General features: G+C 72.6%; 22 protein-coding genes. 12 read left to right on the top strand and 10 right to left on the bottom strand.

Features of this window, described 5'->3' with window-relative positions; genetic code table 11:
• From BKA05_RS13615 to BKA05_RS13590, 6 genes are all read right to left on the bottom strand, one after another.
• Entirely contained in the window at positions 1-1,650 is a 1,650-nt protein-coding gene (locus tag BKA05_RS13615) for an AMP-binding protein (RefSeq protein WP_179531909.1), read from the bottom strand.
• Positions 1,650-2,453: a 1-acyl-sn-glycerol-3-phosphate acyltransferase gene (locus BKA05_RS13610; RefSeq protein ID WP_179531908.1), complete on the bottom strand. Its 804-nt coding sequence runs from the start codon at positions 2,451-2,453 to the stop codon at positions 1,650-1,652. Before BKA05_RS13610 ends, BKA05_RS13615 begins: the two co-directional genes overlap by 1 nt.
• Positions 2,450-3,265, bottom strand: coding sequence for an alpha/beta fold hydrolase (locus BKA05_RS13605; protein ID WP_179531907.1), 816 nt, complete (start codon positions 3,263-3,265; stop codon positions 2,450-2,452). The genes BKA05_RS13610 and BKA05_RS13605 overlap by 4 nt, the downstream gene beginning before the upstream one ends.
• 162 nt (positions 3,266-3,427) lie before the next feature.
• Positions 3,428-4,339, bottom strand: a complete 912-nt coding sequence (locus BKA05_RS13600) for a cation diffusion facilitator family transporter (RefSeq protein WP_179531906.1) — start codon at positions 4,337-4,339, stop codon at positions 3,428-3,430.
• A 123-nt stretch (positions 4,340-4,462) separates the two neighbouring features.
• Positions 4,463-4,879, bottom strand: coding sequence for a response regulator transcription factor (locus tag BKA05_RS13595; protein ID WP_179531905.1), 417 nt, complete (start codon positions 4,877-4,879; stop codon positions 4,463-4,465).
• Between the two features lie 117 nt (positions 4,880-4,996).
• The gene (locus tag BKA05_RS13590; RefSeq protein WP_179531904.1) at positions 4,997-5,401 is read right to left on the bottom strand and encodes a response regulator; all 405 of its coding nucleotides are present in this window, start codon (positions 5,399-5,401) and stop codon (positions 4,997-4,999) included.
• A 78-nt stretch (positions 5,402-5,479) separates the two neighbouring features.
• On the opposite strand from BKA05_RS13590, the gene BKA05_RS13585 reads away from it, so the two are divergent.
• The 4 genes from BKA05_RS13585 (at position 5,480) to BKA05_RS13570 (ending at position 10,730) form a co-directional block, all read left to right on the top strand.
• Complete coding sequence (locus BKA05_RS13585) at positions 5,480-7,108, top strand: cation:proton antiporter family protein (RefSeq protein WP_179531903.1); 1,629 nt, start codon at positions 5,480-5,482, stop codon at positions 7,106-7,108.
• Between the two features lie 149 nt (positions 7,109-7,257).
• Positions 7,258-8,637, top strand: coding sequence for an ABC transporter substrate-binding protein (locus BKA05_RS13580; RefSeq protein ID WP_179531902.1), 1,380 nt, complete (start codon positions 7,258-7,260; stop codon positions 8,635-8,637).
• Positions 8,638-8,823: 186 nt separating this feature from the next.
• Complete coding sequence (locus BKA05_RS13575; protein WP_218842413.1) at positions 8,824-9,792, top strand: carbohydrate ABC transporter permease; 969 nt, start codon at positions 8,824-8,826, stop codon at positions 9,790-9,792.
• Positions 9,789-10,730, top strand: a complete 942-nt coding sequence (locus tag BKA05_RS13570; protein ID WP_179531901.1) for a carbohydrate ABC transporter permease — start codon at positions 9,789-9,791, stop codon at positions 10,728-10,730. Before BKA05_RS13575 ends, BKA05_RS13570 begins: the two co-directional genes overlap by 4 nt.
• An 85-nt stretch (positions 10,731-10,815) precedes the next feature.
• On the opposite strand, the gene BKA05_RS13565 is transcribed toward BKA05_RS13570, so the two are convergent.
• Positions 10,816-12,222, bottom strand: coding sequence for a GH1 family beta-glucosidase (locus BKA05_RS13565; protein ID WP_179531900.1), 1,407 nt, complete (start codon positions 12,220-12,222; stop codon positions 10,816-10,818).
• A gap of 59 nt (positions 12,223-12,281) precedes the next feature.
• Between BKA05_RS13565 and BKA05_RS13560 the strand changes: the two genes are divergently transcribed.
• Complete coding sequence (locus BKA05_RS13560) at positions 12,282-13,301, top strand: LacI family DNA-binding transcriptional regulator (RefSeq protein WP_179531899.1); 1,020 nt, start codon at positions 12,282-12,284, stop codon at positions 13,299-13,301.
• Positions 13,302-13,384: 83 nt separating this feature from the next.
• Positions 13,385-14,275, top strand: coding sequence for a DUF1353 domain-containing protein (locus BKA05_RS13555; RefSeq protein WP_179531898.1), 891 nt, complete (start codon positions 13,385-13,387; stop codon positions 14,273-14,275).
• A gap of 10 nt (positions 14,276-14,285) precedes the next feature.
• Here BKA05_RS13555 and trhA read toward each other — a convergent pair whose 3' ends face one another.
• Positions 14,286-15,038, bottom strand: coding sequence for a PAQR family membrane homeostasis protein TrhA (gene trhA / locus BKA05_RS13550; RefSeq protein ID WP_179531897.1), 753 nt, complete (start codon positions 15,036-15,038; stop codon positions 14,286-14,288).
• 90 nt (positions 15,039-15,128) lie between these two features.
• Between trhA and BKA05_RS13545 the strand changes: the two genes are divergently transcribed.
• From BKA05_RS13545 to BKA05_RS13530, 4 genes are all read left to right on the top strand, one after another.
• Entirely contained in the window at positions 15,129-15,902 is a 774-nt protein-coding gene (locus tag BKA05_RS13545) for an isoprenyl transferase (RefSeq protein WP_179531896.1), read from the top strand.
• Positions 15,903-16,374: 472 nt separating this feature from the next.
• Positions 16,375-17,718 carry an RNA 5'-3' helicase PhoH2 gene (phoH2, locus tag BKA05_RS13540; protein WP_218842955.1) on the top strand — a complete coding sequence of 448 codons (1,344 nt, stop codon included), beginning with the start codon at positions 16,375-16,377 and terminating at the stop codon, positions 17,716-17,718.
• Positions 17,719-17,900: 182 nt separating this feature from the next.
• Positions 17,901-18,572, top strand: coding sequence for an aggregation-promoting factor C-terminal-like domain-containing protein (locus tag BKA05_RS13535; protein WP_179531894.1), 672 nt, complete (start codon positions 17,901-17,903; stop codon positions 18,570-18,572).
• Between the two features lie 57 nt (positions 18,573-18,629).
• Positions 18,630-19,088 carry a thioesterase family protein gene (locus BKA05_RS13530; RefSeq protein ID WP_179531893.1) on the top strand — a complete coding sequence of 153 codons (459 nt, stop codon included), beginning with the start codon at positions 18,630-18,632 and terminating at the stop codon, positions 19,086-19,088.
• Positions 19,089-19,106: 18 nt separating this feature from the next.
• Here BKA05_RS13530 and BKA05_RS13525 read toward each other — a convergent pair whose 3' ends face one another.
• Positions 19,107-20,495: an aspartate ammonia-lyase gene (locus BKA05_RS13525; protein WP_179531892.1), complete on the bottom strand. Its 1,389-nt coding sequence runs from the start codon at positions 20,493-20,495 to the stop codon at positions 19,107-19,109.
• A gap of 166 nt (positions 20,496-20,661) precedes the next feature.
• On the opposite strand from BKA05_RS13525, the gene BKA05_RS13520 reads away from it, so the two are divergent.
• Positions 20,662-22,059: an O-antigen ligase family protein gene (locus BKA05_RS13520; protein ID WP_179531891.1), complete on the top strand. Its 1,398-nt coding sequence runs from the start codon at positions 20,662-20,664 to the stop codon at positions 22,057-22,059.
• A 25-nt stretch (positions 22,060-22,084) separates the two neighbouring features.
• Positions 22,085-22,648, top strand: a complete 564-nt coding sequence (locus BKA05_RS13515) for a hypothetical protein (RefSeq protein ID WP_179531890.1) — start codon at positions 22,085-22,087, stop codon at positions 22,646-22,648.
• Positions 22,649-22,661: 13 nt separating this feature from the next.
• Here the strand turns inward: BKA05_RS13515 and BKA05_RS13510 are convergent, their stop codons facing one another.
• Positions 22,662-23,372, bottom strand: a complete 711-nt coding sequence (locus tag BKA05_RS13510) for a spermine/spermidine synthase domain-containing protein (RefSeq protein WP_179531889.1) — start codon at positions 23,370-23,372, stop codon at positions 22,662-22,664.
• Positions 23,373-23,444 lie beyond the last annotated feature (72 nt).

Below are 23,444 nucleotides of genomic sequence, written 5' to 3'. Positions count from 1 at the left end.
TCAGGAGCCTGCCAGACCGGGGCCGCCCGCGGTGGACGGAAGCAGGCGTTTCATCACCTTGCCGGTCGCGTTGCGCGGCAGCTCGTCGAGCAGCACCACGTCCCGGGGCACCTTGTAGCCGGCCAGCTGCGCCTTCACGTGCGCCTTGAGCCCGTCGACGTCGACCCCCGCGCCCGGCCGCAGCACGACGTACGCCGCCAGCCGCTGCCCGAACGCCTCGTCCTCGACCCCGACGACCGCGCTCTCGTGCACCTCGGGGTGGGCGTCCAGGGTCTTCTCGACCTCCAACGGGTACACGTTCTCCCCGCCCGAGACGATCATGTCGTCGTCGCGGCCGACCACGAAGAGCCGGCCGTCGGCGTCGAAGCGGCCGACGTCGCCGGAGACCATGTAGTCGCCGTGGAAGTCCTTGGTCGCCCCGGAGGTGTAGCCGGAGAACTGCGAGCCGGAGAGCACGCAGATGCGTCCGACCTCACCGGTCGGCACCTCGCGCAGGTCGTCGTCGAGCAGCCGCACGGTGGTGCCGCGCACGGGGCGCCCGGCGGTGTCGGGGGCGACGCGCAGGTCGGCCGGCGTGGCGGTGGAGATCAGGCCCGCCTCGGTGGCGTTGTAGCTGTTGCAGATGACGTCGCCGAAGCGGTCCATGAAGGCGAGGACGGCGTCGGGGCGCATCCGCGACCCGCTGGCGGTGGCGAAGCGCAGGGAGCGGCAGGGATAGCGCTCCAGCACCTCGTCGGGCAGGTCGATGATCCGCTCGAGCATCACGGGTACGACGGCGAGGCCCGTCGCGGCGTGCTCCTCGACCAGCGCGAGGGTCGCCTCGGGGTCGAAGCGTCGTCGGGTCACGACCGTGCAGGTCGTGGCGGCCGCCACGGCGAGCTGTCCGAAGCCCCACGCGTGGAACATCGGCGCCGCGACCACGACGCTCTCCTCGGCCCGCCAGGGGATCCGGTCGAACATCGCGGCCAGCGCCGCGGCCCCGCCGTCGGCCCCGCGCCGGGCGCCCTTGGGGGTGCCGGTGGTGCCGGAGGTCAGCAGGATGACCGAGCCCCTACGCGCGGCGCGGCCGGGGCGCTCGCCGGCGTGCTGCGCCACGAGGGTGTCCACCGTGGTGCGCCCGGCCAGTGCTGCGTCGTCGTCGACCCAGGCCACGACCTCGGCCACGTCCAGCCCCTCGGTCGCCACGTCCACGACGCCCTGGAACTCCTGGTCGTAGACGACCATCGCGGCCTGCTCGCGCACCAGCACGTCACGCAGCTGCGGGCCGGAGAAGGCGGTGTTGAGCAGCAGCACGTCCGAGCCGGCGCGGGTGGCGCCGGCCAGCCCGTGCACGAAGCCACGGTGGTTGCGGGCCAGCACCGCGACCGTGCGCGGCTCGCCGCCGGTCAGCGTCAGCAGCCCGACCGCGAAGGCGTCGCAGCCGGCGTCGAGCTCGGCCCACGTGAGCGCGCCCCGCTCGTCGACCAGCGCCGTGCGTCGCGGGGCCCGCGCCGCGGCCAGGGCGATGCCCGTCGTGGCGGTCACCCCCCGGCGTACGACGGCGATCATCCGCAGGTAGCGGTCGGGCCGCACCAGCGGGACCATCCCGGCGCGCTGCAGCACGCGGACCATCCACAGCGCGTCGCGCACCCGCGCCACCACGGCCGCCATCAGCCGAGCACCGGGAAGCGTCGCTCGCGGGCCAGCTCGTCCAGCGCGTCCTGCATCCGGCCGCGCACCAGCTCGTCGACCTCCGCGGGGTCGGGGTCCGGGCCGAGCGCCGCCACCGGGTCGATCGGGTCGAGCACGCGGGTGGTGATCTTGGTGGGCAGCGGCAGGTTCGGCGGGAAGGCGCCGACCAGGCCGAAGGGGAAGCCGAAGGAGATCGGGAAGTACCTGCTGCGCAACAGCTTCTCCAGGTGCAGTGCGCGGCCGATGATCTCTCCGCGGGTCAGGAAGTACTGCGCCTCCTGGCCGCCGATGCTCACGACCGGCACGATCGGCACCCCCGCACGCAGGGCGGTGCGGACGTAGCCGGTGCGGCCGGCGAAGTCGATGCGGTTGGCGACCCGCGTGGGTCGGAAGGTGTCGTAGTCGCCGCCGGGGAAGACCATCGTCACCGATCCGGCGCTCAGCACGGCGTGCGCGTGCTCGCGGTCGGCGGGCAGGAAGCCGCAGCGCTTGAAGAACGGGTCGGCGGCGCCGGTGAAGAGCATGTCGTGCGCCAGCACGTGCAGCGGCCGCTCGACGCCGAACTCGTCGGCGAACGCGACCGCCAGGATCGGCACGTCCATCGCCAGCAGGCCACCGGAGTGGTTGGAGACCATCAGCGCGCCGCCGTCGGGCACCTTCTCCATGCCGGTCACCGAGGAGCGGAACCACCCCTTCATCGCCAGCTTCAGGAGCGGCAGCAGCCTCGCGACGTACGCCGGGTCGCGCAGCTCCACGTCACGACGGGTCACCGGGGCGCTCATGCGGCCACCCGCGCCCGGCGGGCCAGCGCGGCCCGCCACGAGAAGGGCCGCCAGTCGGCGGGGTCCTGGGCCAGCCGGTCGTCGAGGACGGCCAGCGCCAGCGGGTTGGAGACCAGGCCGACGTGGCTGCTGGGCACGTCGACGTCCTCGACGGGCGCGGGGGCGTCCACGGCGTCCCCCACCCGGCAGCCGCGCCAGTGCGCGATGCCGTCGGTGCGCGACCAGATGGCCGTCAGCGGCACGTCGAGGGGTCGGCGCAGCTCGTCGATGATGTCGCGCGCACGCTCGGAGAGACCGTGCTTGGCCGCTGCCCTCTCGAACATCCCGGTGGCGCGGGTGCGCTCACCCTCGGCCCGCCACGGCGAGCCCAGGCACACCACCTGACGCACCTGCCCGGGACGGCGGTGGGCGGTCCAGCGGGCCAGCAGGCCACCGAAGCTCCAGCCCACGAGGGAGACCGGGGTGCCCGGCGCGGTCGCCGCGACCTCGTCGAAGCGCTCGAGCAACCCGTCGACGATGGTGTCGGTGAGGCCCACGTTGCGCCCGAGGCCCCAGCCGTGCGCGGCGTACCCCTGGCGGCGCAGGTGACCGCGCAGGCGCGCGGTGAGCGGGTCGTCGGCCATGAAGCCGGGGAGCACGAGCACGGGGCGCTGCTGGGCGTCCACGCTGCGACGAGGGGGGAGGACAAGGTCGCTGACCAGGGAGGTGGTCAGCTCGACCGGGAAGCGCAGCGCCTCGGCCGCGGTCAGCAGCAGGGGAGGGGCGCCGTAGCCCGCGGCCTGCGGGTCTGCGTCGTGGGCGAAGTCGTACATCGGGTGCGTCCTCCGGGGCTCGCACTGGCCGGCGGCTCGACCAGAACTAGAACGTGTTCTCACTTTACGCAAGGTCAACGATCCAGTCGCCCGGACGTGACGCACGCCCCAGTGAGGTCGCTCGGTGACCGGACCGATCGGGCGGGGACGGCCAGGAGCGGGTCAGGGGTGGGTGTCGTGCTCGTGCGCGGCATGGGTGCTGCGCTCGAACTGCAGCGTGGAGTGGGCGACGTCGAAGTCGCTGTCCAACGCCCCCTGGAGATCGTCGAGCATGGTCGCGAGATGGCCGTCGTGGAAGCAGGAGTCGTCGACCACCAGGTGGGCGGTGAGGGTCGGCAGGCCGGTGGCGACCGAGGAGACGTGCAGGTCGTGCACCGCCCGCACGTGGGGGTGGGCGAGCAGTCGCGCCCGCACGTCGGGCAGGTCCAGGCCGCGCGGCGTGGCCTCGAGCAGGACGTGGGTGGTCTCCCGGAGCAGGTGGAGCGTCCGCGGGACGATCAGCGCCACGATGAGCAGCGAGGCGATCGGGTCCGCGCGGCTCCAGCCGGCGGTGGCGACGAGGACGGCGGCCACGATCACCGCCACCGAGCCGAGGGCGTCGGCGAGGACCTCGAGGTAGGCCGCCCGCATGTTCAGGTCGTGGTGCTCGCGCCCGCCCGCGGCGAGCACCGACATCCCGACCAGGTTGCCGACCAGGCCCACGACACCGAAGACGAGCATCGCGGTGCCGGTGACCTCAGGGGGCTCGTCGAGGCGACGCACGGACTCCACGAGCACGAAACCGCCCACCGCGAGCAGCAGGCCTGCCTGGGCAGCCGCGCCGAGGACCTCGGCACGGCGCATGCCCCAGGTGTGGGTGTCGGTCGGCGGGCGACGGGAGATCGCCGCCACGACCAGGGCCATGGACAGGCCCGCGACGTCGGTGAGCATGTGCGCCGCGTCCGCGAGCAGCGCCAGGCTGCCGCTGACCCACGCGCCCACCACCTCGACGACGAGCACGGCGACGGTGAGGGCGAGCACGGCGGCCAGTCGCCGACGCGAGTCCGGCGGCGCGTGCGAGTGGCCCTGGCCCATGGGCTCAGCCTAGGTGCCAGGTAGGGGCCAGCGCCCAGGGCCGGCGCTGACGCGAGGGGAGACGTTCCCGGGGGGACGGGGCGAGGGGTGGTTCCGGGGGTGGGATGGAGCGGGGGGAGAGGCTCAGGCGACGCCGCCGGCGGAGCCGGGAGGGCTCATGGCGAACTGCATCGCACGCTCGTCGAGCAGCAGGTGGATGCGCTCCACGAGCTCCTCGCGGGAGAACGGCTTGGCCAGGAAGTCGTCGGCGCCGGCGACGTAGCCGTTGCGGATGTCCTGACGCGTGGCCAGCGCGGAGAGCATCAGCATCACCGGGCGGGTGGCGCCGGTGACGTCCTGGCAGGCGCGAAGGACCTCGAGCCCGGTCATGCCGGGCATCATGTTGTCGAGGACGACCAGGTCGTAGCCACCACGGGTGATGGCGCGCAGTGCGGCGACGCCGTCACCGACCCCCTCGACCTCGTGGCCGGCTCGTTGGACGACAAGTCGGAGCAGGAGGCGGAGGTCTTCGTCGTCCTCGGCGATCAGGATGCGTGCCATGAGTACATCATCGCCTCTCCGTCAGCGACCCTGAGGTCAAATCGGTCATACCAACCGTGAAAATCCTGTGCAGGCCGCTGGTGACTGCGCTGAGCGGTCGTGTGTCGCGTTGCGCGGTCATCCCGCTGCACGTTCCTCGCCCGGGCGGGTCAGGGAGCGCTCGTCGAGCAGCATGGCCACCCTAGCGACCAGCTCGTCGGTTGCGAAGGGCTTGGCCAGGAAGTCGTCGGCGCCCCGGACGTAGTAGGAGCGGATGTCGGCGCGGGTGGCGAGGGCCGAGATCACCAGGATCAGCGGCCGCTCGACCCTGCGCAGCAGCTGCACCGACTCCAGGACCTCGACCCCGCTCATCCGTGGCATCAGGTTGTCGAGCAGGACCACGTCGAAGGTCTCCCGCGACATCGCCTCGAGCGCCTCGACCCCGTCGCGTGCCTCGCTGACCTGGTGACCGGCGCGGTGCAGCACCAGGCGCAGGAGCAGCCGCAGGTCGGCGTCGTCCTCGGCGATCAGGATGCGGGTCACGCCCTCCTCATCGGCTCGGGGGGACCCGACTTGAGCCGGACCTGTGCGGGAGCGCCGTCATGCCGGGAGGATGTGGGCATGGACGACGCCACCGCCATCCTGCTCGGCGCGCTGATCGGTGGCCTGGTCGCAGGCGCGGTGCGGCTGCCGCCGCTCCTGGGCTTCCTGGTGGCGGGCTTCGCCCTGCACCTGCTCGGCGTCGAGCCGGTCCCCGCGCTCGACACCGCCGCGGACCTGGGGGTGACGGTGCTGCTCTTCGGCGTCGGGCTCAAGCTCGACGTGCGCACCCTGCTGCAGCGGGAGGTGTGGGCCACCGCGACGATCCACCTCGGCGCCTGGAGCCTGGTCACCGCAGCGGTCCTGGGCCTGGTGGGTCTCGTGGGCGCGGGCCTGGCGGCGGAGGCCGACCTGCGTGCCCTGCTGCTGGTGGGTCTGGCGATGTCCTTCTCCAGCACCGTCTTCGTCGTCAAGGTCCTCGAGGAGCGCAGCGCCACCCGCGCGCTGGGCGGTCGCACCGCGATCGGCGTGCTCGTGGTGCAGGACCTCGCGGCCGTGGTGTTCCTGGCGGTGTCCGGCGGCTCGGGGCCGAGCTGGTGGGCGCTGCTGCTGGTGCTGCTGCTCCCGGGCGCCTGGGTGCTGCGCCGGGTCCTGGGGGCGGTGGGGCACGACGAGCTCCTCCCGCTGCTGGGCGTGGTGCTGGCGCTCGTCCCCGGCTACGCGCTCTTCGACGCGGTCGGGCTCAAGGGCGACCTGGGTGCGCTGGTGCTGGGCATGCTGCTCTCGGGCCACCGCCGCGCCCCCGAGCTGAGCAAGAGCCTGTTCACGCTCAAGGACCTGCTGCTGGTCGCCTTCTTCGTCAGCATCGGGCTGGGCGGCCTGCCCACCCCGGGCGAGCTCGCGCTCGCCCTGATGCTGGTGGCACTGCTGCCGCTGAAGGCGCTGGCCTTCGCGGGGCTGCTGTGGCTGGCACGGCTGCGGCGGCGCACCTCGGTGCTCACCGGGGTGACCTTGGCCAACTACTCCGAGTTCGGGCTCATCGTGGTGGTGGGCGCGCCCGCCGGCTGGTTGGGGGAGGGCTGGCTGACGGTGGTGGCGACCGCGGTGGCGGCGGGGTTCGTCGTCGGCTCGCTGCCCGGCCGGCACCCGGAGTACCTCGTCCGCGCCGTGCGCCGGGTGCTGCCCGAGCGGCAGCGGTCCGACCTGCACCCCGAGGACCGGCCGCTCGACGTGGGCGACGCGCAGGCGGTCATCCTCGGCATGGGACGGGTGGGGAGCGCGGCGTACCTGCGCATGCGCGACGAGTACGGCCTGCGGGTCGTGGGCCTCGAGACGTCTCGTGAGCGCTGCGAGCGGCTGCGCGCGGCGGGCCTGGACGTCGTCGAGGGCGACGCGACCGATCCCGAGCTGTGGCAGGACCGGCCGTTGTGCCACGTGCCGATCGTGCTGCTCGCCATGCCCTTCCACGGCAACAACGTCGACACACTGCGCCAGCTGCGGGCCGGCGGGTTCTCCGGCACGGTCGCGGTCGTCGCGCAGTACGACGAGGACCTGCGCCAGGCCGAGCGCGCGGGTGCGGCCGTCGGCTTCCAGCTCTACGACGGCGCCGGTGCCGAGCTCGCCGACCGAGCGGCGCTGGCTGCCGGACTGGACACCGGACTGGACCGCTCGGGGCACGGCTCGCCGCCCGCTCGGCCGTCCACGCCCTGACCTGAGTGGTGGACAGGGCTTTGTGACCTGCGTTACACAATCGTGATCGGGAAACCTTGACGCCACAATTGCGTAAGCGGTTGCATCGGGTTTACGCAAGCATGGGTGGGGTCGACGCCGTGTCGGCCCCCAGGGAAGAGAGGGACCCGATGCGCTCACGCAAGATCCGAGTCGGAGCCGTGGCCGCGATGGCCGTGACCGGGCTCGTACTGGCCGGCTGTGCCAGCGACGACAGCACCAACGAGCCTCAGTCGGCCGGCGGCACCTGGCCGGGCGAGGGCAAGGCCGAGTGCGAGGGCCTGGACCAGCTCGCCGAGTTCGGCGACCTCACCGGCACGACGGTCGGGGTCTACACCTCGATCCTCCCGCCGGAGCAGGAGGCGCACGAGGCCTCCTACGAGCTCTTCACCACCTGCACCGGCGCCGAGGTCGACTACGACGGCTCGGACCAGTTCGAGACCCAGCTCGTGGTCCGCGTCAAGGCCGGCAACGCCCCCGACATCGCCTACATCCCGCAGCCGGGCCTGCTCCAGACCGTGGTCTCCTCGGGTGAGGTCGTCGCGGCGCCCACCCCGACCGCCGACAACGTCGATGAGTTCTTCGGCGAGGACTGGAAGGGCTACGGCACCGTCGACGGCACCTTCTACGCCGCTCCGCTCGGTGCCTCGGTGAAGTCCTTCGTGTGGTACTCCCCGAAGATGTTCTCCGACAACGGCTGGGACATCCCCGAGACCTGGGACGACATGCTCGCGCTCTCCGACGAGATCGCCGACTCCGGCATGAAGCCGTGGTGCGTGGGCATCGAGTCCGGCGAGGCCACCGGCTGGGTCGCCACCGACTGGCTGGAGGACGCCGTCTTGCGTGACGCGGGCGCCGACACCTACGACCAGTGGGTCAACCACGAGATCGCCTTCGACGACCCGGCGATCGTCGAGTCGCTCGACCGCGTCGGCGAGATCATGAAGAACCCCGACTACGTCAACGGCGGCTTCGGTGACGTGAACTCGATCGCCACCACCGCCTTCCAGGACGGCGGTCTGCCGATCCTCGACGACAAGTGCGCCATGCACCGCCAGGCGTCCTTCTACGCCGCGCAGTGGCCCGAGGGCACCAAGGTGGCCGAGGACGGCGACGTCTTCGCGTTCTACCTGCCGCCGACCAACGAGGAGAACGGCAAGCCCGTCCTCGGTGGTGGCGAGTTCGTCGCGGCGTTCTCCAACGACCCGGAGGTCCAGGCCTTCCAGACCTACCTGTCGACCGACGTGTGGGCCAACGAGAAGGCCATGGCCACCCCGGGCGGCGGCTGGGTGAGCGCCAACACCGGTCTGGACATCGCCAACCTGACCAGCCCGATCGACCAGCTGTCGGCCGAGACCTTCCAGGACCCCGAGGCGGTCTTCCGCTTCGACGGTTCCGACCAGATGCCCAGCGCCGTGGGCGCCGGCTCCTTCTGGAAGGAGATGACCGCCTGGGTGACCGGCGACAGCAGCGAGGACGCCCTCGGCAACATCGAGAGCTCCTGGCAGTGACGTGGTGACGGTGGGTGGTCGGCCTCGGTCGGCCACCCACCGTCGTCCCCGCTGCGGGGTCCGGCACCAGCCGGACCGCCGCAGCGCCCGGGGCGGCCGGCCCGCCCCGGCCCCGTCGGTCGACCTGCACGGTCGCACCGCCCCGCCGATCAGCCCGACCCGCCGACCCGCCATGGGAGAGACGCGTTGAGTACCCCCGAGAAGCTCATCCAGATGGTGATCGCCGTCGCGCTGTTCTACGGCGTGGTGGCCCTGATCCTGCTCGCCACCCAACGACTGCGCTCCCGCTCTGGTGAGCGCGTCCAGACCGCCGCCTTCCTGGCGCCCTCGCTGCTGTTGATCGGCGTCGGGCTGCTCTACCCGGCCGGTGTCACCGTCTACGACTCGCTCTTCGGTGCGGCGATCTTCGACCCGCCCTTCGTGGGCCTGGACAACTACCAGCGGCTGTTCACCGACAGCAACCAGCTCGAGGTGCTGCGCAACACCCTGTACTGGGTGGTGCTGACGCCGCTGCTCTCGACCGGCATCGGGTTGACCTACGCCGTCCTGGTCGACCGGGCCTCGTTCGAGAAGTTCGCCAAGGCCCTGCTGTTCTTGCCGATGGCGATCTCGATGGTCGGCGCGTCGATCATCTGGAAGTTCGTCTACGACTACAAGTCCGGCGAGAGCACCCAGATCGGCCTGCTCAACCAGATCCTGGACTGGCTCGGTCTGGAGACCTACAACTTCCTGCTCAACGAGCCGTGGAACACCTTCTTCCTCATCGTGATCCTGGTCTGGATCCAGGCCGGGTTCGCGATGACGCTGCTCTCGGCCTCGATCAAGGCGATCCCGGAGGACATCGTGGAGGCCGCCCGCCTCGACGGCGTCAGCGGCTGGAAGATGTTCCGCCACATCACCGTCCCGAGCATCCGGCCCACGCTGATCGTCGTGCTGACCACGATCACCATCGCGACGCTGAAGGTCTTCGACATCGTGCAGACCGCCACCGGCGGCAACTTCGGCACCAGCGTCCTGGCCTACGAGTTCTACCGACAGAGCTTCGTGGCCAACAACCCCGGCCTGGCCGCCGCGATCGCCGTGGTGATCTTCGTGCTGGTCATGCCGATCGTCATCTACAACGTCCGTCAGATGCGCAAGCTGGAGGCCCGATGACCACCACGACCCCCACCGCGCCGCCGCAGCCGAACCCGGCCGGCAACCCCAAGAAGGCCAGCGCCGCCGCCCGCGGCGCGCTGTCCAACGGCTGGGCCTCCGCCGCGGCCCTGGTGATCGCGCTGTTGTGGACCGTGCCGACCGCAGGTCTGCTGATCAGCTCCTTCCGGCCCGAGGGCGAGGTGAAGTCCAACGGCTGGTGGAACATCTTCACCGACCCCAGCTTCACCCTCGACAACTACCGCGACGTCCTGTCCGGCGGCTCGAGCGGGCTGATGACCAACCTGGTCAACTCGATCGTGATCTCGGTGCCCTCGGTGCTGATCCCGATCAGCCTGGCGACGATGGCCGCCTACGCCTTCGCCTGGATGGACTTCAAGGGTCGCGACACGCTCTTCGTGGCGGTCTTCGCGCTGCAGATCGTCCCGATCCAGGTGACCCTGGTGCCGCTGCTCTCGCTGTACGTCAACCCGCCGTTCAACCTGATGCCGCTGGCCGGCACCGACGCCCCGGGCGGCGGCTTCTACACGATCTGGCTCTCGCACAGCATCTTCGCGCTGCCGCTGGCGATCTTCTTGCTGCACAACTTCATGCGGGAGATCCCCGGCGAGCTCATCGAGTCCGCGCGCGTCGACGGGGCCGGGCACGTCCAGATCTTCACCCGGGTGATGCTCCCGTTGATGATGCCGGCCATCGCCGCGTTCGGGATCTTCCAGTTCCTGTGGGTCTGGAACGACCTGCTCGTGGCCCTGGTCTTCAGCTCCCCGCAGGCGGCGCCGATGACGGTGAAGCTGGTGAGCCTGGTCGGTGAGCGCGGTCAGGACTGGCAGCTGCTGGCCTCGGGCGCGTTCGTCTCCCTCATCATCCCGCTCATCGTCTTCCTGGCCCTGCAGCGCTACTTCGTGCGCGGCCTGCTCGCGGGCAGTGTCAAGGGGTGAGCTGACCCCGGGCCCTGCCACCAGCGCAGTCGATCCGGGCCCGGGCCGCGACCCTCGTCGCGACCCGGGCGCCGGACGCGGTCGGCTACGCGCGTGCCCGGACGGTCTCGGCCAGCCAGTGGTAGGACGCCTTGGGGGTGCGGTCCTGGGTCTCGGGGTCGATGTGCACGATCCCGAAGGTCTTCGTGTAGCCCTCGGCCCACTCGAAGTTGTCCAGCAGGGTCCACACGACGTAGGCGCGCAGGTCGGCGCCGGCGTCCCGGGCCCGCTCGGCGGCGGCCAGGTGGTCGCGCAGGTAGCCGATCCGGTCCTCGTCGCGCACCGTGCCCTCGACCACGACGGTGTCGGCGCAGGCCGCGCCGTTCTCCATGACCAGCACCGGCAGGCCGGTGCGCTCGGCGGTGGTGCGGATGAGCTCGTCCAGGCCGCTGGCGTCGATCTCCCAGCCGATGTCGGTGACCGGCTCCCGCACGACCAGCTCGAACGGAGCCACCCCGGGATAGGCGCCGCCCTCGGGGTGGTCGGCCTTCCCGACGCCCGGCAGGTCCGGACGGACGGGGGTGTAGTAGTTCAGGCCGACCCAGTCGGCCGAGCCCTGGATGCGCTCGAGGTCACCGGGACGCACCAGCTCGGCGTCGGCCAGCTCCGGCGCCACGCGCAGCAGCCCGGCGTCGTACGCGCCGTCGACCAGGGGGTCGAGCCAGACCCGGTTGCGGATCGCGTCGACGCCGTCGGCGACGTCCTGCACCTCGGGGCGCTCCGGGTCCTCCGCCCAGATGGGCGCCAGGTTGAGCACGATGCCCACGTCGACGGGGTGCTCCCCGGCGCGCAGCCGCTCGGCGGCCAGCGCATGGCCGAGCATGAGGTGGTGGGCGGCGCGGTGCGCGCGACCGCCCTCCTGACGGCCGGGGGCGTGCACCCCGGCGGCGTAGCCGAGGTAGGCCGCGCACCACGGCTCGTTGTGGGTCGCCCACAGCCCCACCCGGTCACCGAGCCGGGCGTGCACGACCTCGGCGTAGTCGGCGAAGGCCTCCGCGGTGCCGCGCTCGAGCCAGCCACCGGCGTCCTCGAGGGGCTGGGGGAGATCCCAGTGGTAGAGCGTGCCGGTGGGCTTGACCCCGCGCTCGAGCAGCGCGTCGACGAGGCGGTCGTAGTAGTCCAGCCCGCGCTGCTCGACCCGGCCGCGGCCCTCGGGGACGATCCGCGGCCAGGCGACGGAGAAGCGGTACCAGTCCAGCCCGGCGTCCGCGACCAGGTCGGCGTCCTCGGTGTAGCGGTGGTAGGAGTCGCAGGCCACCGAGCCGTCGGACCCGTCCCGGATCGTGCCCGGCCGCGCGGTGAAGGTGTCCCAGATCGAGGGCCCGCGGCCGTCGGCCGTGCTCGCGCCCTCCACCTGGTACGACGCCGTCGCGGTGCCCAGCTCCAGGCGCTCGGGCCCGGGCAGACGGGTCGGCAGGGCGGTCGGCGGGACGGGGCGTGGGCGGGTGCTCATGGAGGCAGCCTAGAGCCTGTTGTTTACCGGTCAAGTCATCGGCGCTCCCAGGCGGGGCGATGACCAGCATCCACGACCTCGCCCGCGAGACCGGCGTCTCCACCGCGACGGTCTCGCGCGCCCTGCGCGGGCTCCCGCGGGTCTCCGAGGAGACCCGCGCCAAGGTCATGGATGCCGCGCTGCGGCTGGGCTACGTCCCCTCCCCGCACGCCGTGGGTCTGGCGAGCGGGGGGCAGACCCGCACCGTGGCCATCGTGGTGCTCTTCGTGACCCGCTGGTTCTTCGCCACCGTCGTCCACGGCGCCGAGCAGGTGCTGCGCGAGCGGGGCTACGACGTGCTGCTCTACAACATCGGCGGCGACCCCGACGCACGCCGACGCGTGCTGCTCACGCAGCTGGTCACCAAGCGCGCCGACGCCCTCATCGTCGTCGGGCTGGGCCCCACGCCCGAGGAGGTGCTCTGGCTCTCCCGGCACGGCATGCCGGTCGTCACCCTCGGCTCGCGGGTGCCGGAGTGGCCGTCGGTGCGCGTCGACGACGACGCCGTCGCCCGCACCGCCGTCTCGCACCTGCTCGAGCTCGGGCACCGACGCATCGCCTACGTGGGCCAGCTCAGTGACGAGGGGCTCGACCTCGCCACGCCGCGCGCTCGCCTCGAGGGCTACCGCGCCACGCTGCGGGAGGCGGGCGTCGAGCTCGATCCCAGCCTGGAGCTGGAGGGGCGGTTCACCCTCGAGGGCGGGCACGACGCCGGCGAGGAGCTGATGCGGCGTACCGACCGGCCGACGGCGGTGTTCTGCGCCAGTGACGAGATGGCCTTCGGCGTCCTCTACGCCGCCCGCGAGGCCGGGGTGCGGGTGCCGGAGGAGCTGTCGGTGGTCGGCGTCGACGACCACGAGATGGCCCACTACGTCGGGCTGACCACCGTGCGCCAACCGGTGCTGCAGCAGGGCCGGGTCGCCGCCCGGCAGATCCTGCAGCGGTTGCAGGGCGACGACCGGGAGTACGGCCACGTCAACGAGCACGTCGAGCTCCCCACCGAGCTGGTGCTGCGCAGCTCCACCGCACCGCCGTCCTGACACCTCCTCGCGCCGGTCGACCGCCCGGCTGTGTCCCCGGCTGTGTCCTCGGCTGTGTCCCCGGGCGGTGGCAGGGTGGGGTCATGGGGACGACGGTGCGGGCCGAGCCACTGCGCTTCTACGACGGGGGAGCGGGCGAGGAGCCGCCCCGGCGCGACCGACCGCCGCGCATCGTCCTGGAGCGCCGGCTCAGCGGCGAGCAGGAGCGCTTCGTGATGCTGCGCCGGGTGGGGTACGCCGACAGGCACCTCGGCGAGCTGCTCGTGCCCGCCGACCCGGCGAGGTTCACCACCGACCTGACCTCGGTGCCCACGGTCTTCGCCTGGCTCGTGCCCCGCACCGGCCGCCACCTGCCGGCCGCCCTGGTCCACGACGCGCTGGTCGCCCACACCGGCGAGCCGGCGTACGTCTCCCGCGGCGGGCGGGTGGACCGGGTCGAGGCGGACCGCGTCTTCCGGGACGCCATGGCCGACACGGGCACCGGCGTGGTGCGCCGGTGGTTGGCGTGGAGTGCGGTCACCCTGGCCACGATCGTCGTCGCGCCCGGGGCGCAGCTGCCGTGGGGCCCCGCCGTGGGCTGGTGGCGGCGCGGTGTCGCGGTGGGCAGCCTGCTGCTGATCGGCTGGCTGGGGTGGTGCGCCAGCTGGGACCTGGTGGACCGAGGGGCGTGGTTGGCGGTGCCGGTCCCGTGGGTGCCCGAGTCCACGCTGGGCGTCGAGCTCGCGCACGGCGCGGCCGGGGCGGTCGTCGTGCCGCTGCTGCTGGGGCTGCTGTGGGGCAGGTTCCGGGTGGCCGGTGCGGTGCTGGGGGTCGGGCTGGCCCTGCTGCTGCACGTGACCGTGCTGGTGGCGGCCCTGACGCTGCTCTACCGGGCGGTCGAGGCGGTCGCGACCCGCGTGCCTCTCCTGGCCGGGGCGGTGCTGGTGGGCGGCGTCGCCGCCTCGGTGGTGCTGGTCCTCGACGCGCTCGTGTGAGCGCGGTGCGTCACCGCAGGGCGTAGGTCGCCAGCGAGACCCCGACGTAGTGGCTGACGAACGCCAGGATGGTGAAGGTGTGGAACACCTCGTGGAAGCCGAACCAGCGCGGCCACGGGTTGGGCCGCTTGAAGCCGTAGACGACGCCACCGAGGGTGTAGAGCGCGCCGCCGGCGACGACCAGGGTGAAGACCGCGATGCCCACGCCGTCACCGAGCGCGGTCGCGCCGCGGAAGAAGCCGGGGATGAAGAAGACCGCTGCCCAGCCGAGCGCGATGTAGATCGGGGTGTAGAGCCAGCGCGGCGCGTCGGTCCACAGGACGCGGAAGCCCACGCCGAGCACGGCACCGGTCCACACGACCGAGAGCAGGACGACCTGCTGGGTGCCCTCGAGCAGGATGAGCGCGAAGGGCGTGTAGGAGCCGGCGATGAGCAGGAAGATGTTGGAGTGGTCGAAGCGACGCAGGAACGCCCACGTCCGCGGTGACCACGTGCCGGTGTGGTAGATCGCGGAGACGGTGAAGAGGATGAGTGCGCTGCCCGCGAACAGCGCCGAGCCGATGCGGGTCCCAGCGGTGGGGGAGAGCGCGACCAGCACGATGCCGGCGGCCAGTGTGAGCGGTGCGGTGGCCAAGTGCAGCCAGCCGCGCAGCTTGGGCTTGATCTCGCGCAGCTCCGCGCGCAGCTCGTCCCAGTGCTCGGTGACCGAGTCGTGGAGGGAGTCCACCCTCGCGCGGACGGCATCGGGAACGTGCTGGTTCATACGCCTCAGGCTACCCGCTGGTCACGTGGCCTAACGCGCGGTGAGGTGAACCTCTCGTGACGACGGGGTCAGCGGGCATAACCTTGGCTGGTGGCGGACTGGAAGCGCGGGCTCCGAAGGGTGCTCTACCCGGCGTACGAGGCACGGCTCGTGCGGCGACTCCCCGAGAGCCTGCCGCGGCACGTCGGGGTGATGCTCGACGGCAACCGCCGCTGGGCCAGGGCCGTCGGTCGCGACACCGCCCACGGCCACCGAGCCGGCGCGGCCAACATCGAGCCGCTGCTCGGCTGGTGCGACGAGATCGGGATCGAGGTCGTCACCTTGTGGCTGCTCTCGACCGACAACCTCAACCGACCCGCGGGTGAGCTCGAGCCGCTGCTCGCGATCATCGCCGACGCCGTGGACTCCCTGGCCGACCAGCGGCGCTGGCGGCTGAACCCGGTGGGCGCGCTGGACCTGCTGCCGGCGGTCACCGCGGAGCGTCTCAAGGCCGCGGCCGAGGCGACCCGCGACGTGGACGGGATGCTGGTCAACGTCGCCGTGGCCTACGGCGGCCGCCGCGAGATCGCCGACGCGGTCCGCTCGTTGCTGACCAGCGCCGCTGCGGAGGGGATGACGCTCGAGCAGGTGGCCGCCGAGGTCGACGTCGACGCCATCTCCGAGCACCTCTACACCAGGGGCCAGCCCGACCCCGACCTCGTGATCCGCACCAGCGGGGAGCAGCGGCTCGGTGGGTTCCTGCTCTGGCAGAGCGAGAAGTCGGAGTTCTACTTCTGCGAGGCCTACTGGCCCGACTTCCGCCGCGTGGACTTCCTGCGAGCCGTGCGCGCCTACGCCCTGCGCGAGCGTCGGTTCGGCACCTGACGCGCGGATCCGGGGGCGCGGGGCGGGCGGGGGTACTCCGCATCCGATCGCACCCTCGACTCACGCTGAGGGTGCGATTTCCTGCGGAGTATCCCCGCCGGCGGCCCCATCGGTCCCAGTTGACCCACCGGCCCCAGGACCCCCGTGGAGCACCGTCGTCACGTGGGCGCCGACGCCGCTAGCGCGTCACACGGTGTTCACACCCCGCACACGGCGTGTCGACCGGATCCGGGTCGGGGGCGGCGTACGTTCGCAAGCACCGGTGAGTGGGGAAGCTCACCGCACCTGGAGGCCCGATCGTGAGCACTCACGACTGCACAGCACCGCAGGAGAACTCCTGCGGCGTGAGCGGAGGCGGGCACTCCCGTCGTCGGGCGTCCCGGTCCCACCGTGTGAACTAGGGCCGCCTCGAGGAGTGCGCGCGTCGGCCCGTGAGGGGTGAATCGTGCCGTCCCAGGCCACCACGTCGCAGCTGTCCCCCACCGCTGGCTCCACCCGGAAGAAGAAGGCCCAGGCTCCACTGGTGCGCACCTACGTGCTCGACACCAGCGTCCTGCTCTCCGACCCCGGCGCTCTGCGCCGCTTCGCCGAGCACGAGGTCGTCCTCCCCGTCGTGGTGATCACCGAGCTGGAGGGCAAGCGGCACCACCCGGAGCTGGGCTACTTCGCCCGCACCGCCCTGCGTCTGCTCGACGAGCTGCGCGTCACCCACGGCCGGCTGGACAACCCGGTGCCCGTGGGCGAGGAGGGCGGCAGCCTCCGGGTCGAGCTCAACCACACCGACCCGACGGCGCTGCCGTCGGGCTTCCGGCTCGGCGACAACGACACCCGCATCCTCGCGGTCGCCAAGAACCTCGCCGACGAGGGCGCCGCGGTCACGCTGGTCTCCAAGGACCTCCCGCTGCGGATCAAGGCCTCCGCGGTCGGCCTCGACGCCCAGGAGTACCGCGGCGAGACGACCTCCGAGTCCGACCCCGGCTACTCCGGGATGGCCGAGCTGGACGTCCTCGCCACCGACCTCGACGAGCTGTACGACGACGGGGTCATCGACCTGGTCGAGGCCCGTGACATGCCCTGCCACCAAGGCCTCGTGCTGCTCTCGGACCGCGGGACGGCGCTGGCCCGGGTGGGTGCCGACAAGCGCGTCCACCTGGTCCGCGGCGACCGGGAGGCCTTCGGCCTGCACGGCCGCTCAGCGGAGCAGCGGATCGCGCTCGAGCACCTGCTCGACCCCGAGGTCGGCATCGTCTCCCTCGGCGGCCGCGCCGGCACCGGCAAGTCCGCGATGGCGCTGTGCGCGGGACTGGAGGCGGTGATGGAGCGTCGGCAGCACAAGAAGGTCGTGGTGTTCCGTCCGCTCTTCGCCGTCGGTGGTCAGGAGCTCGGCTACCTGCCCGGCTCGGAGTCGGAGAAGATGTCGCCCTGGGCGCAGGCCGTCTTCGACACCCTCGGTGCGATGACCTCGCGCGACGTCATCGACGAGGTGCTGGACCGAGGCATGCTCGAGGTCCTGCCGCTGACCCACATCCGCGGTCGGTCGCTGCACGACTCCTTCGTGATCGTCGACGAGGCGCAGAGCCTGGAGCGCAACGTGCTGCTCACGGTGCTCTCGCGCATCGGCGCCAACTCCAAGGTCGTGCTCACCCACGACATCGCGCAGCGCGACAACCTGCGGGTCGGGCGCCACGACGGTGTCGTCGCGGTCATCGAGAAGCTCAAGGGGCACCCGCTCTTCGCCCACGTCACGCTCACGCGCTCCGAGCGGTCGCCGATCGCGGCGCTGGTGACCGAGATGCTGGAGCACATGACGGTCTGACGTCCCCTCGACGCCCCACGCACGCCGGTCCCGCCCCGGGCGGGGCCGGCGTGTGCTCGCTCACGCCCGCCGCCTGAGCCGGGAGCCCCGATTTGGGTCGTCGGGGAGGCTGGGGCATCGTGACCGTTTCGTGACCTTCGGGTCACGGTTCCCCCGTCGTCGCACCACCTGGTTGTTCCCCTGTGTCTCATCGTTCCTACACGCCCAAGCACGCCGCCCCTCGCCCCACGGGCGCCGGGCGCGCCGCCGTCCGCGCGTCGGCCCGTCGTACGACGCTGATCGCCTCGACCGTCGCGGTCTCCGCGACCGGTGCCGCCGTCGGGGCCGGTCTCCTGGTCTCGCCGGTGGAGACCATGGCCTCGGTCAGTGCCGCCGATGCCTCGCCGCTCTCGGTGGACGTCGCGCCGGCCGCTGACCGCGAGACCCGCGACGAGGACGTCTCGCGCTCCGCCGAGCGTCGCGCCGACCGACAGGAGAAGCGCGAGGCGCGCCGGGAGCGCCAGGAGCGCCTTGCGAAGCGGGAGTCCCGCGAGCAGCGGCGCGCCGAGCGGCAGGCGGCCAAGGACCCGCGGTCGGTCGCGCGCTCGCTGCTGGGGGAGTACGGCTTCGCCGACGACCAGTTCGGCTGCCTCGACGCCCTGTGGGTGAGCGAGAGCGACTGGAAGGTCGACGCCGACAACCCGACGTCCTCGGCCTACGGCATCCCGCAGGCGCTCACCGAGACCCACGACCTGCCGGCCGACTACATGACCAACGCCGAGACCCAGATCCGCTGGGGCCTGGGCTACATCGCCGACTCCTACGGCAGCCCGTGCAGCGCCTGGTACTTCAAGCAGGCCAACAACTGGTACTGAGCGGGGTCGGACACCCCGCCGGATCGGCTGGGGGCAGGGCCACGAGACGATGACCCCGTGAGCGAGTTCTTCGAGTGCGAGATCCAGTCGCGGCTGCGTGATGTCAACCTCGGCGGGCACGTCGACAACGTCGAGGCGATCCGCATCCTCGACGAGGCGCGGATCCTCTTCCTGCGCTTCGCCGACCTCGCGACCGACCACGCGCGCCCGGGACTGCTGGGCGGCGTACCCGACGGGGTGGCGGAGCTGGTCGGCTCCCAGCGCGTGGACTACCACGCCGAGATGCGCTTCGCGGCCTTCCAGTCCTTCCGGCTGCGCCTGTGGGTGCCACGCGTGGGCCGCTCGTCGTTCACCGTCGCCTCGCAGCTGCGGGTCGAGGAGGGCGGCGCCCCGGCGATCGTCGCCGAGACCACGTGCGTGCTGTGGGACCACGGGAGCCAGGGGTCCTGGGTGATGGACCAGCCGGTCCGCACCACCCTCGAGCGGTACGCCGGGGAGCCGGTCGGCCTGCGGTGAGGCGGCTCGCGCCGCCGGTCAGCGGCCCGTCATCGACTCCACGTCCAGCGCCGCGTCCAGCTCGGCCTCGGTGAGGTCGCCGCGCTCGACGTACCCCATGGCGAGCACCTGCTCGCGGATGGTGCGGCCCTCGGCCAGCGCCGCCTTGGCGACCTTGGCGGCCTCTTCGTAGCCGAGGTGCTTGTTGAGCGGGGTGACGACCGAGGGCGAGGACTCGGCGTAGGTGCGCATCCGGTCGGCGTCGGCGGTGATGCCGTCCACGCAGCGGGTCGCCAGCTCGCGGGAGGAGGCGGCGAGCAGCCGCACGGACTCCAGCACGTTGCGCGCGATCACCGGCATCGCGACGTTGAGCTCGAAGGAGCCGCTGGCACCGGCGGCGGTCACGGCGGCGTCGTTGCCGACGACCTGGAAGCACACCATCAGCGTCGCCTCGGGCAGGACCGGGTTGACCTTGCCGGGCATGATGCTCGACCCGGGCTGCAGGTCGGGGAGGTGGATCTCGGCCAGGCCGGTGGTCGGGCCCGAGGACATCCAGCGCAGGTCGTTGCAGATCTTGGTCAGCCCGACCGCGTAGGTCTTCAGGACCCCGGACAGCTCGACGAGGGAGTCGCGGGTGCCCTGGGCCTCGAAGTGGTTGCGGGCCTCGGTGAACGGCTGGCCGGTCCGCTCGCCGAGCGCCTCGATGGCGCGGGCCGCGAAGCCGTCGGGGGTGTTGATGCCGGTGCCGACGGCGGTGCCGCCGAGCGGGAGCTCGCGGACCCGGGGGAGCACGGAGTCGAGCCGCTCCGCGGCGTACCTCACGGTGGCGGCGTACCCGGAGAGCTCCTGGCCCAGCATCACCGGCGTGGCGTCCATGAGGTGGGTGCGCCCGGCCTTCACCAGCCCCGCGAACTCCTCGGCCTTCGCCTCGAGGGAGCCCGCCAGCACCTCGAGCGCGGGCAGCAGGTCGTCGACCACGCTCGTCGCCGCGGCCACGTGGATCGCGGTGGGGAAGGTGTCGTTGCTGGACTGGCTGGCGTTGACGTGGTCGTTGGGGTGCACCTCGACCCCTGCGCGGCCGGCGAGCGTCGCGACGACCTCGTTGGCGTTCATGTTGGAGCTGGTGCCCGAGCCGGTCTGGAAGACGTCGACCGGGAAGGCGTCGTCGTGCGCGCCGTCGGCCACGGCCGAGGCGGCCCGCTCGATCGCCTCGGCCTGCTCGGCCGACAGCACGCCCAGCTCGCCGTTGGCGACGGCGGCCGCGGCCTTCACGTGCCCCATCGCGTGCACCAGCGCCGGCTCGACCGGCGTGCCGCTGATGGGGAAGTTCTCCACGGCCCGCTGGGTCTGCGCGCGCCACAGGGCGTCGACGGGGACGCGGACCTCGCCCATGGAGTCGTGCTCGGTGCGGTACTCCTGCTCGCTCACGCTCCCGAACCTACGCCGCAGCGCCGGCGCGCCCCAGCCTCGTGGGGGTGGGGTGCCGAGCCGGCGTATTGATACGCCGGCTCGACGTGCTCGGAGCTCGTGCTCGGGGCTCGTACGGGTCGAGGCAGCGCTCAAGGACGGGGTACGCCGCGCCGAGACCCACCCCGTGACGATCTTCGCCCCGCCGGCACACCCGACCCCGCGCGAGCCCGATCCGTCCGCCGAGCCGCGCCCCGGCCGACTGGTGGCGCTGCGCGCCTGGGCGCCCGACGTCGCGGTCGTCGCCGTGCTGGCCTGGTGGGCGACGTACCTGACCTGGGGCACCGGTGGCCGCGAGCCGCACCTGCTGTCGGTCGCCTGCGTGCTGACCGCGCTCGCCTGGCTGGCCGTCCGCCCCGAACGCTCCCTGTCGCCCTGGGCCACGCTGCCGGCGGGTGCGCTGGCCGTCGGCGCCTGCCTCGTGGTCGCGTTCTCGCCCACGGGGTGGGCCGGTCGTGACGACGCCGCTGCCTGGGTCCTGGCGGCGGCCACCGGCCTGGTCCTGCTGGCGTGGGTGGGCGACGAGGACGAGCGCGCGCACGCCGAGGTCCGCCGCACGCTGCTCCTGGTGGCGCTGCTCGGCGCCGGCGGCGCGCAGTTCGCCGCCGGGTGGTTGCCCTGGTGGGGCGCCCAGGACCCCGAGAAGCTGTTCCAGGGCACCTTCTACTGGCACAACCAGGTCGGCATCTTCCTCGCGGCGATCGGGGTCCTCGCCCTCGCCACCGTCGTCCGCGACGGCTCCCTGGCGCTGCTGGGCTGGGTGGTCGCTCCGCTGTGCATCGCGGGCACCTTCTTCTCCACCAGCAGGGGGTCGCAGCTGTCGCTGCTGCTCGGGTTCACCCTGGTCCTGGCCCTCGTCGGCGGCCGGGCGCTCCTGCCCCGCGTCAAGGTCCTGCTCGCGGGTGCCCTGGGCGTCGCGGTCAGCGTCGTGCTCACCGGCCCGCCCTTCTTCGCCGAGCGGGTGTCCCCGACCGCCGGCACCGCCGCGCGGTCGGAGAGCTTCGTCGGCAACGGCGTCACGCGGCTCGAGGACTGGGCGGCCGCGTGGCAGGTCTTCGAGCGCTGGCCGCTCACCGGGGCCGGGTTCGACGGGTTCCGGGCCGCGACCGAGGCCGTGGGGGTGGGCGCGCGGGCCGGTCGGACGGCCTACGTCCACAACGGGTTCCTGCAGGGGCTCACGGACGGAGGCCTCCTGCTGGGCCTGCCGCTGCTGGCGGTCACGATCGTGCTCGCGGTCGCCGTGTGCCGCGGGCTGCCCGGCGTCGTACGCCGGGGGGAGGGGGTGCGCGTGGGTGCGGGAGCGGCCCTGCTGGTGCTGGTCCTGCACAGCGGCATGGACTTCGACTGGGCCTACCCCAGCCTGCTGCTGATGCCGGCGCTGGTGGCGCCGCTGGCGCTCGGACCGGTCGCGACGGCTCGACGACGCGCCGCTTGGTGGCCGATCGTGCTCGCCGTGGCCCTGCTGGCGACCGGCGCCTGGTGGGCCTGGGGCGGAGGCCTGTCGCTCAACGCCCCGCTCGGGTGACGCGCCGGGCTCGTAGGGTGCCGTCATGGCGCAGTGGCTGGAGGACCTGAGCACCCTCGAGGTGCTGCTGCTCGTGCTCGGCATCGTCATCGGCGGCTCGATCGCCTCCGCGGTCGTCGGGGGCGTGCTGGTGCGGCTGGGGATGCGTCGACCGTGGGTGGTGCGGCGGGCCAGCCGGCTGGCCTACCGGCTGCTCGAGATGGTCAAGCGACCGCTGACCATCGTGGTGCTCGACGAGGTCGTCGCGGTCATCCGCACGGGCCACTACACCCGCAACATCTCCGACGCGCTGCTGGAGAACCACGACGAGCTCAAGGACATGGTGGCCGAGAAGGTGCGCGCCGACCCCAACGTGCGCCTGGTCAGCAAGCTGCCCGGCTACGACACCGTGGTCTCGGAGGTCTCCGAGACGGTGCTGCGCGTCATCGTCGACATGCTCAGCGACCCGCGCATGGACGAGCTGGTCTCCGACCTGCTGCGCAACAACCTCGAGCAGATCCGCGTGGCGGTGCGCCAGCGCGAGCACGAGGCGCACGGGGACATGGAGCCCCCCGACCCGGTCCCCGCGGACGCCCCGCGCCCGCAGTAGGAGGCGCCGGCCCTCAGACCCGGGCCAGGTAGAGCCAGTAGGTCTCCTCGCGCTCCTGCAGCAGCACCGGGTGCGGATGCACCTCGCACTCGCCGAGGGCCTCGCGCATCGCTCGCTCCAGCGCCGGCGACTCCTGGGCCGACCACACGACCACGGCACCGCCCGGGCGCAGGGCCCGCGCCGCCGTACGCAGGAACGGGGCGCGGTAGATCGCGGCGTTCTCGTCGTGCACCAGGTAGCCGGGGCCGTTGTCGACGTCCAGCAGCACCAGGTCGTACGACGCCGGGCGGGCCTCCTCGAGGGCGGCGGCCACGTCGGCGACCACCACCGTCACCCGCTCGTCGGCCAGCAGCGTGGGGCCGTGCGGGACCGTCCCGTCCCGCATCCAGTCGACCAGCGACTGCTCGATCTCGACGACCGCGGCCCGCTCGACCCGTGGGTCGGTCAGCACCTCGCGCAACGTGAAGCCCAGGCCCAGGCCGCCCACGACGACGGCACGCGGCTGCTCCACGACCGCCAGCGCTGCCGTGGCCAGGGCCCGCTCGCTGCCGACCTCCCGGGTGTCCATGACGAACACCCCGTTGGCGCGCAGCTCCAGCACGACCGGGCCCTCGCCCTCGCGGCGCTGGCGCAGCACCAGCTCACCGCGCTCGGACTCGGCGCGGGCCACCTCGGCGTACTCGACCTCCGTGTCGGGCGCGGGCAGGGGGGAGAGGTCCGGCATGGGCTCCATGCTGCCCGGTGCCGGCGCGGGCATGCACGACGGCCGGGTGAGGGATTGGGAGGATCTGCGACC

The organism is Nocardioides marinus, from assembly GCF_013408145.1.
Lineage (GTDB): Bacteria > Actinomycetota > Actinomycetes > Propionibacteriales > Nocardioidaceae > Nocardioides > Nocardioides marinus.
Note: the sequence above shows the minus strand (reverse complement) of the source record. Positions and strands in the feature narration are given on the sequence as shown.